The sequence below is a fragment of the Marinilactibacillus piezotolerans genome (assembly GCF_900114235.1).
Lineage (GTDB): Bacteria > Bacillota > Bacilli > Lactobacillales > Carnobacteriaceae_A > Marinilactibacillus > Marinilactibacillus piezotolerans.
In genome coordinates, this window is sequence record NZ_FOSJ01000076.1 from 1 (window position 1) to 6,624 (window position 6,624).

Here is a 6,624-nt window from a genome sequence, read left to right on the forward strand (position 1 = left end):
ACATCAGTCATTAGATGGCGAAGTTCCTGTGAGGATTCCATTCGTCCATGATGATGCAAAAACAATGCCCGACAAGTGGATCCGTTTATTATCTTTCGGGAACAGTGTTCTACAGTACACGGACTAATACTGTAGAAGTGATTTTACATATCTCGAAAAACTTCAAAAAAACGAAGTTTTTTAAACATGCCTTCTTATACTTCTCGTTGCTTTACTGGATCTGTTATAAAGCTGTTTAATCCAGACAATGATTGGATTATATTACCTTCATCGACAGAAATCATCATACGAGCAACGAGAAATTTGGGAAACATAATTTTTCATAGATTATTGGGAGTTACCGTTGATTTGACTTTAGTTTTATTTAGATTTATTGAATCGTTGCAACAGAACCACCATCGACTCTGTAGTTGGCACCATTAACAAATGAAGCTTTATCAGAGCATAAGAAAGAAATCACTGCTGCAACTTCTTCAGCTTGTCCACGACGTTTAAGTTCTATATGCGGCCTTTTCTCATCTAGGAATGTTTCAACTGCCTTGTCGAAGGAAACATCCATTTCTTTGGAACGCTTTTCCATCATTTCGTCAGTCATTGGTGTTTCAATAAAAGCTGGAGAGACAGTGTTAACGAGTAGCCCTTCCTTGGCATATGCACGAGATAAACCTTTGGAGAAGGAAAGCACACCAGCTTTTGCTGCATCGTAAGGCAGTTCATCAGCATAAGGTTGCACAGCATTCTCGGAAGATAAATATACAATACGACCCCAGCCACCACTTCTTAAATCAGATAGAAATTCTCTTGTGACACGAACAGGTCCCAGAAGATCAACTTCAAGAGTTTCTACCCATCCATCGTCTTCGATTTCATGAAATTCTCCTTGAGCACCTGAAGTGCCAGCATTTTGTACAAGAATATCAATTTTTCCAACATTATCTTTGATTTGTTGATGTAATTTCTTTAAGCTTTCAGTATTTCTTATATCTGCAGGATAAGAATAAACTTTACCTTCCTGTTGCAATTTTTCTGCTGTTTCAGCTAGTTTATCTTCTTCTATATCAGTTAGAATGACTGTAGCGCCTTCAGCAAGTAGTTGTTTGGCAGTAGCTTTTCCAATTCCTGAATCAGAGCCAGTAATTAATGCGATCTTTTCTTTTATTCCTAAATCCATGTCTTACGCCTCCAGTGTTATTTTTGAATATTTTATAATAAAACGTACCTTGTTACTTTAAAGAGTACTATTTGATTACCAAAAGTTCAATTAATCAGCTTATAGAGTAACTTTTATTAATAAAAAAGCCAACTCATTTCATATAGAAATAAGTTGGCGTATAGAATTAAGTTATAATGAAATCAGGTAAATTGTACATAAAGATCCAATCCATATGGTTCAAATCCTTCAATTACCTCTTGAGACGCTGAAGAGTACTCTTTATAGTAACCACCAGTTACATAAGCATAGGCAGTGAGTAAATAGGTTTCATAGTAATGAGCAAATTCTTTACTGATTAACTCAGGGATTTTCCCAAGTTCTATACCTTCTACATTAATAATGTAATGATTATCGGAATCTACAAGTAGGTTGACATTGACTGTAGTAATGGCGTCATATTTATAGACGCGTTTTGATAATGGACCGAAGTCAGCATCTACTTTTCCAGTGTAAAAATTTTTAAAAGGATCTTCTTTAACCATTTTATTTATGATTGATTCAATGAGGTGTCTATCTTGAGTTAAGTTGCTAGCTGTAAACTTAGTTTCATATTGGATTTTCTGTGATTTTGTTTCAGTACATTTTTTCAGTTTAGTTATTGCAGGCTGTTTTTTTGATTTAAAAAAAGTGCAAATTTTCATTAGTTCACCTTCCTGAGATATAGGCATTTAAATATTTTAGCTTATGTATTTTTATGTTTAAATTGTTATAAGTTTGTTTACTTATAGAATACGAAATCAGGGGATAAATGTCAATTTCAAAAGAATAAATTTTTATAAAATTAATAAATCATTATTTTTGAAATCAAGAGCAAAGAGTGAGAGAATAATCGAAAGAAATAGAGAGGAGTCTAATCAATGATCGAGCAAATATTATTGAAAGAAGATCAACCTTATCCGAATAGTATGTTGCCGGTCTTATTTTATCCAGGAGCATTCAGAGAAATTTTAGAGATGGATGAGCCCGCTCAAAATGGGATCGATTTATTTGAAGAGAATGGATATACCAACGCATGGGTCAATGGAATTTTTCCATATCATCATTTTCATTCTAATACACATGAAGTACTGGCTTGTATTTCTGGAGAAGCTTCAGTTCAATTAGGTGGACCAAATGGAAAAATCATCAAATTCACAACAGGAGATGTAGTTTTACTGCCGGCCGGAACTGCTCATAAAAGAGTTAAAGCTTCCAAGGACTTTAAAATCATCGGGGCTTATCCAGATGGAAAAAATTACAACACATATAGATCTGAAGATGTTACTTCAGATGAGCAATATCAACGCTTAAAACAAGAAATAAAGAATGTTCCAGTACCAACTTTAGATCCAGTTCAGAGTAAAGGTGGAGCAGTTAAAAAATACTGGTATTAGAGAAAGCAAAACCCCTTCACTATAAAAGTGATGGGGTTTATTTTATGATTTGAAAGAGGGGATATCATTTAAAGCTTTTAATGTGTTGATAAGAAGCAGGCCTTTTGTTTCAAGGCTCTCCAAAAGTAAGAATTCAGTGTCTTGATGAGCATTACCACCGATTGGGCCTAATCCATCAATCGTTGGAATACCTAAGTTTCCTGTGAAATTTCCATCCGATCCACCACCACTATAAATCGGTTCTAATTCTAAATTTAATTTTGTGCCTTCTTTTCGGATTAAATCAAATAGTTTCATAGAAGCAGTATCTGCTTTCCATGCAGGACGTGTGATGCCCCCAGTTAGTTTGATTTGGGTTCCTTCAATGTCAGAATAGCTCAAGATTTCTCTGACTGAATAGTCTAACCATTCGCCCTGTGCTTGAGTTTCAAATCGTATATCGATTTTACATTCAGCATTGGGAGCAATGGTGTTAGGAGAGGTACCACCCGATATTACACCTACATTAACATTGACTCCATCATGATGGTTTAGTTCATGTAATTTAATAATTTTATGGCCTAATTCTCCAATTGCGCTGATTCCTTTTTCAGGAGCTGCTCCAGCGTGAGAAGATTTTCCTTTTATAGATAAATAATACTTTCCACCTCCCTTACGACTGGTCGTAAGTTGTTTTCCACGAGCAGGCTCAATAATTAATACCGCTTTTGCTTTGGCAGCATATTTTTCAATGTAGTGACGAGAAGTAATTGAACCAATTTCTTCGTCAGAGTTTAGGAGGATAGCAACTTTTTTATATACTGGATGATTTTCCTGAATTAAAGATTTTAAAGTATAAAGTGCTTGGACTTGACTTGCTTTCATATCAAATACACCGGGACCTTTTGCAATTTGATCATCAGTGATAGTAAAGGGACGTGCTGCTGCAGTACCATCAGGGAAAACAGTATCCATATGAGCAATGATTAAAATATCAGGATCGATAGCTTGCTGATGAGTTATATATAAATGATTTCCATTTTGTATTTCTTGTAGAATTTCTACATTAAATCCAAGTTGCTTATATTCTTCTATTAAAATATTTCCAACAGCATCACAGCCATCTTTATTGAAAGATCCACTATCCTGATTAACAATTTTTTCCAATAAAGCTAGTATGCCTGATTTTTCTTCTTGGAATATATTTTTCATCGAAACCATCCTCTAATCTATTTATAATTATTTTCTCATTTTTTATAGTTTACCTTTTATTTAGCCTATATGCAAATACAGTCTCTATGAAGGACTAGTTGTAACTGGGATCAATACAATAGATCAACTAAATAAATGACCAGAGAGAAGTAACTAAGTAAAAAATTACAAAAAAAACACCGGAACCTTTTTTAAAAAAGGACTCCGATGTATTGAAATGTTTTGTTATTCTGTTGAAATAGTTCAAAGATCCACTACTTTCTAAAAGTCCAAGTCGTCATCATCTTGTTTTTCTTAAACTTGTCTATTCTGAAATAAAAATCAGAACTTCTCTGGGATTGATCAATAATTCATGACCGACTTGTACACCTAAGGAATCTAGACCAGCTGTGTGACGGTTTGCAATAATAGTCCATTCTTCTGGCATTGGGAGAGTAGAATGTAATTCGATCATTTCAGTAGTCCAGCTTGTATTCATGATCACAGCCATTTGTTTCCATGTTGGATTTTCTTCAATAATATTTGGAATTGTATAAGCTAGAATATTTTCTCTCAGCTCTGTAAAATGTACTTTCTCTGCAGTCTGATTTGTCTGATCTCTTAGAGGCGGGTAAGCATTTCTGATTTTGATCATTCCTTTATAATAGTCAACTAAATCTTTGTTTTCTTGTGTTTTAGACCAGTCTAGTCTGTTGATTTCTATAGACGAGTTATAACTATTGTCATCTCCAAATTTTGTTCGGGCAAACTCTTCACCAGCTTGCATAAATATTCCGCCCTGAGCAGTCATTAATAAAGCAGCACTCAACTTATTGACTTGGATAAGTTCTTCGTCCCGTTCGTAAGCATCTTGATTTTTGAGAGACTGGACTAATTTATCGTATAAAGGTAAATTATCATGTGCAGATGCATAATTAATAATTTGAGATGGATTTTTTGCCCAATTTTTTCCATCAGGAAGTCTAAAGTCACCGACTTCCACTTGAGTATTTGCTAGAAGGCTACCGATAATATCTCTGTTCATAAAAGCACTATCCTCAAAACCATTAGCTCCTTGCAGAAATCCTCCTTTGTGTGCATCAAATACAGGACCTTTTATCGAATCACGGAACTCATCATTAAAGACGGCAATTCCTTCTGCCAGCTCTCCTAAATGATATTTATCAGCTGGAACATTTGGTTCATAAATTTCTACACTGCCAGCATTCCAAGGTTCACCATATAAAATGATATCTTCCATGCCGGCATCATTGAATGCCTGACGTATATGGTTCATCGTTTCTACATCATGTAATCCCATCAGATCAAAACGAAATCCATCTACATGATATTCTTTTGCCCAGTAAAGCAAAGAATCAATCATATATTTTCGCATCATTTTTCGTTCACTTGCTGTTTCATTTCCACAACCTGATCCGTTTGTCAATTCACCTTGATCATTATGGCGGTAGTAATAATCGGGAACAGTCCTAGTAAAGCAAGAAGAATCATAAGCATGCGTATGATTATAGACAACATCCAAAACCACACCGATATTCTGGTTATGCAAACTTTGGACCATTTGCTTAAATTCTCTGATGCGGACAGCCGGCTCATTAGGATCAGTAGAATATTTACCTTCAGGAACCATATAGTTTTTGGGATCATATCCCCAGTTGTATTGTGTGCCTTGTTCGTCGTTTTCAAAATCAAATGCTGGAAGCAGATGAACATAATTGATTCCAAGGTCACTTAAGTAACGGATTCCTGTAGAAATCTCAGAAGAAGAATCCCCATTTAAAAATGTATTATTTTCTGTAAAAGCTAGATATTTTCCTCTGTATTTCTGAGAAAACCCACCATTTTCATGACTTGAAAAGTCCTCGACATGTGTTTCCCATATAACAGCGTCAGTGATTGAAGTTTGTCTGACAGGTATATCATTATTCCAATCAGCTGGATCAGTACTTTCTAGATGAATGATTGCAGAACGATTACCGTTTATTCCAACTGCTTTGCTATAAATATCGGGGGTTTCTGTTTCTGTTCCATCAAAATGCAAAAGGCGATAAGTATAAAAGAGACCGTTTAGATTTCGGTCAATTGCCACTTGCCAAATATTATTTTCTTGAGTCATTTCAATTTGTTCGATTAAGGAATCATCAGTTTCATTTCCTGTCTCATACAAATTTAATATAACTTGTTTAGCAAGAGGAGACCAGATCTTGAACAAGGAAGTTTGTTCTGAGTATGTTAGTCCTAATTGTTCGCTTTCACAAGCGTGTTCCTCTAAGTAATTGATTTTTTCTTGTATTGAATCAAATGTCTTTTCCAACTGATTTCCTCCGTTGATTTGTAATGGATTTTTTCTTAAAGATAGAAAAAATTGAATAGATATTCTTGACTGATTAAAGCCAAATCAAATCGTATATATTACTACTATAGCAATCTTGGAAAAGAATAGCTTGTATAAAGAGTTGAATTTAGTATAAATAAAGAAACAAATGTATGTGAAAAGTTAGCTGATTATTTAGAAATAAAGCACGCTTTTATGCTGGATTTAGAAGAGCAGCTGGAGAAATCAGAAAGAGAGAGTAAATTTATATAGTAACTAGAAAAATTTGGTTATGTAACAAAAAGGAAGTTTCATCATCATGAAACTTCCTTTTATAAATTAAAATAAGTCCTGAATAATTCATAACTCTGTATTTTAAGTAAATCTCTTAAAAAAATCATTCTCGCTTTATTTATTTTGATAACTTTTGCCCAAAACAATCTTTTTAAAGACTCTTTTCATTTTTGTAAGTGCCCAAAAATTACTTTTGTATAATTTTGGGCACACTTATCCCTTGGAACTTTTCTCTTAAA

The 6,624-nt window shown here is 34.3% G+C and carries 5 protein-coding genes; 1 reads left to right on the forward strand and 4 read right to left on the reverse strand.

What is annotated here, in order from left to right:
* Positions 1-370: 370 nt before the first annotated feature.
* A complete protein-coding gene (locus BM212_RS11590) occupies positions 371-1,171 on the reverse strand; it encodes an SDR family NAD(P)-dependent oxidoreductase (RefSeq protein ID WP_091898687.1) in 801 nt (266 codons plus the stop codon).
* A 182-nt stretch (positions 1,172-1,353) separates the two neighbouring features.
* Positions 1,354-1,854: a hypothetical protein gene (locus BM212_RS11595; protein WP_091898689.1), complete on the reverse strand. Its 501-nt coding sequence runs from the start codon at positions 1,852-1,854 to the stop codon at positions 1,354-1,356.
* A gap of 216 nt (positions 1,855-2,070) precedes the next feature.
* Here BM212_RS11595 and BM212_RS11600 point away from each other — a divergent pair, with 216 nt between their 5' ends.
* On the forward strand, positions 2,071-2,586 hold the full coding sequence (locus tag BM212_RS11600; protein ID WP_091898691.1) for a cupin domain-containing protein: 516 nt from the start codon (positions 2,071-2,073) through the stop codon (positions 2,584-2,586).
* A 42-nt stretch (positions 2,587-2,628) separates the two neighbouring features.
* Here the strand turns inward: BM212_RS11600 and BM212_RS11605 are convergent, their stop codons facing one another.
* Together BM212_RS11605 and pulA are read right to left on the reverse strand one after the other, a co-directional pair.
* Complete coding sequence (locus BM212_RS11605; RefSeq protein ID WP_091898693.1) at positions 2,629-3,777, reverse strand: M20 family metallopeptidase; 1,149 nt, start codon at positions 3,775-3,777, stop codon at positions 2,629-2,631.
* Between the two features lie 304 nt (positions 3,778-4,081).
* Positions 4,082-6,091: a type I pullulanase gene (pulA, locus tag BM212_RS11610; protein WP_245750973.1), complete on the reverse strand. Its 2,010-nt coding sequence runs from the start codon at positions 6,089-6,091 to the stop codon at positions 4,082-4,084.
* Positions 6,092-6,624 lie beyond the last annotated feature (533 nt).

What these genes read in the sequence shown, in the direction of transcription:
- BM212_RS11595 (WP_091898689.1), bottom strand. Translation starts at nt 1,854, where the DNA reads ATGAAAATTTGCACTTTTTTTAAATCAAAAAAACAGCCTGCAATAACT.
- BM212_RS11590 (WP_091898687.1), bottom strand. Translation starts at nt 1,171, where the DNA reads ATGGATTTAGGAATAAAAGAAAAGATCGCATTAATTACTGGCTCTGAT.
- BM212_RS11600 (WP_091898691.1), top strand. Translation starts at nt 2,071, where the DNA reads ATGATCGAGCAAATATTATTGAAAGAAGATCAACCTTATCCGAATAGT.
- BM212_RS11605 (WP_091898693.1), bottom strand. Translation starts at nt 3,777, where the DNA reads ATGAAAAATATATTCCAAGAAGAAAAATCAGGCATACTAGCTTTATTG.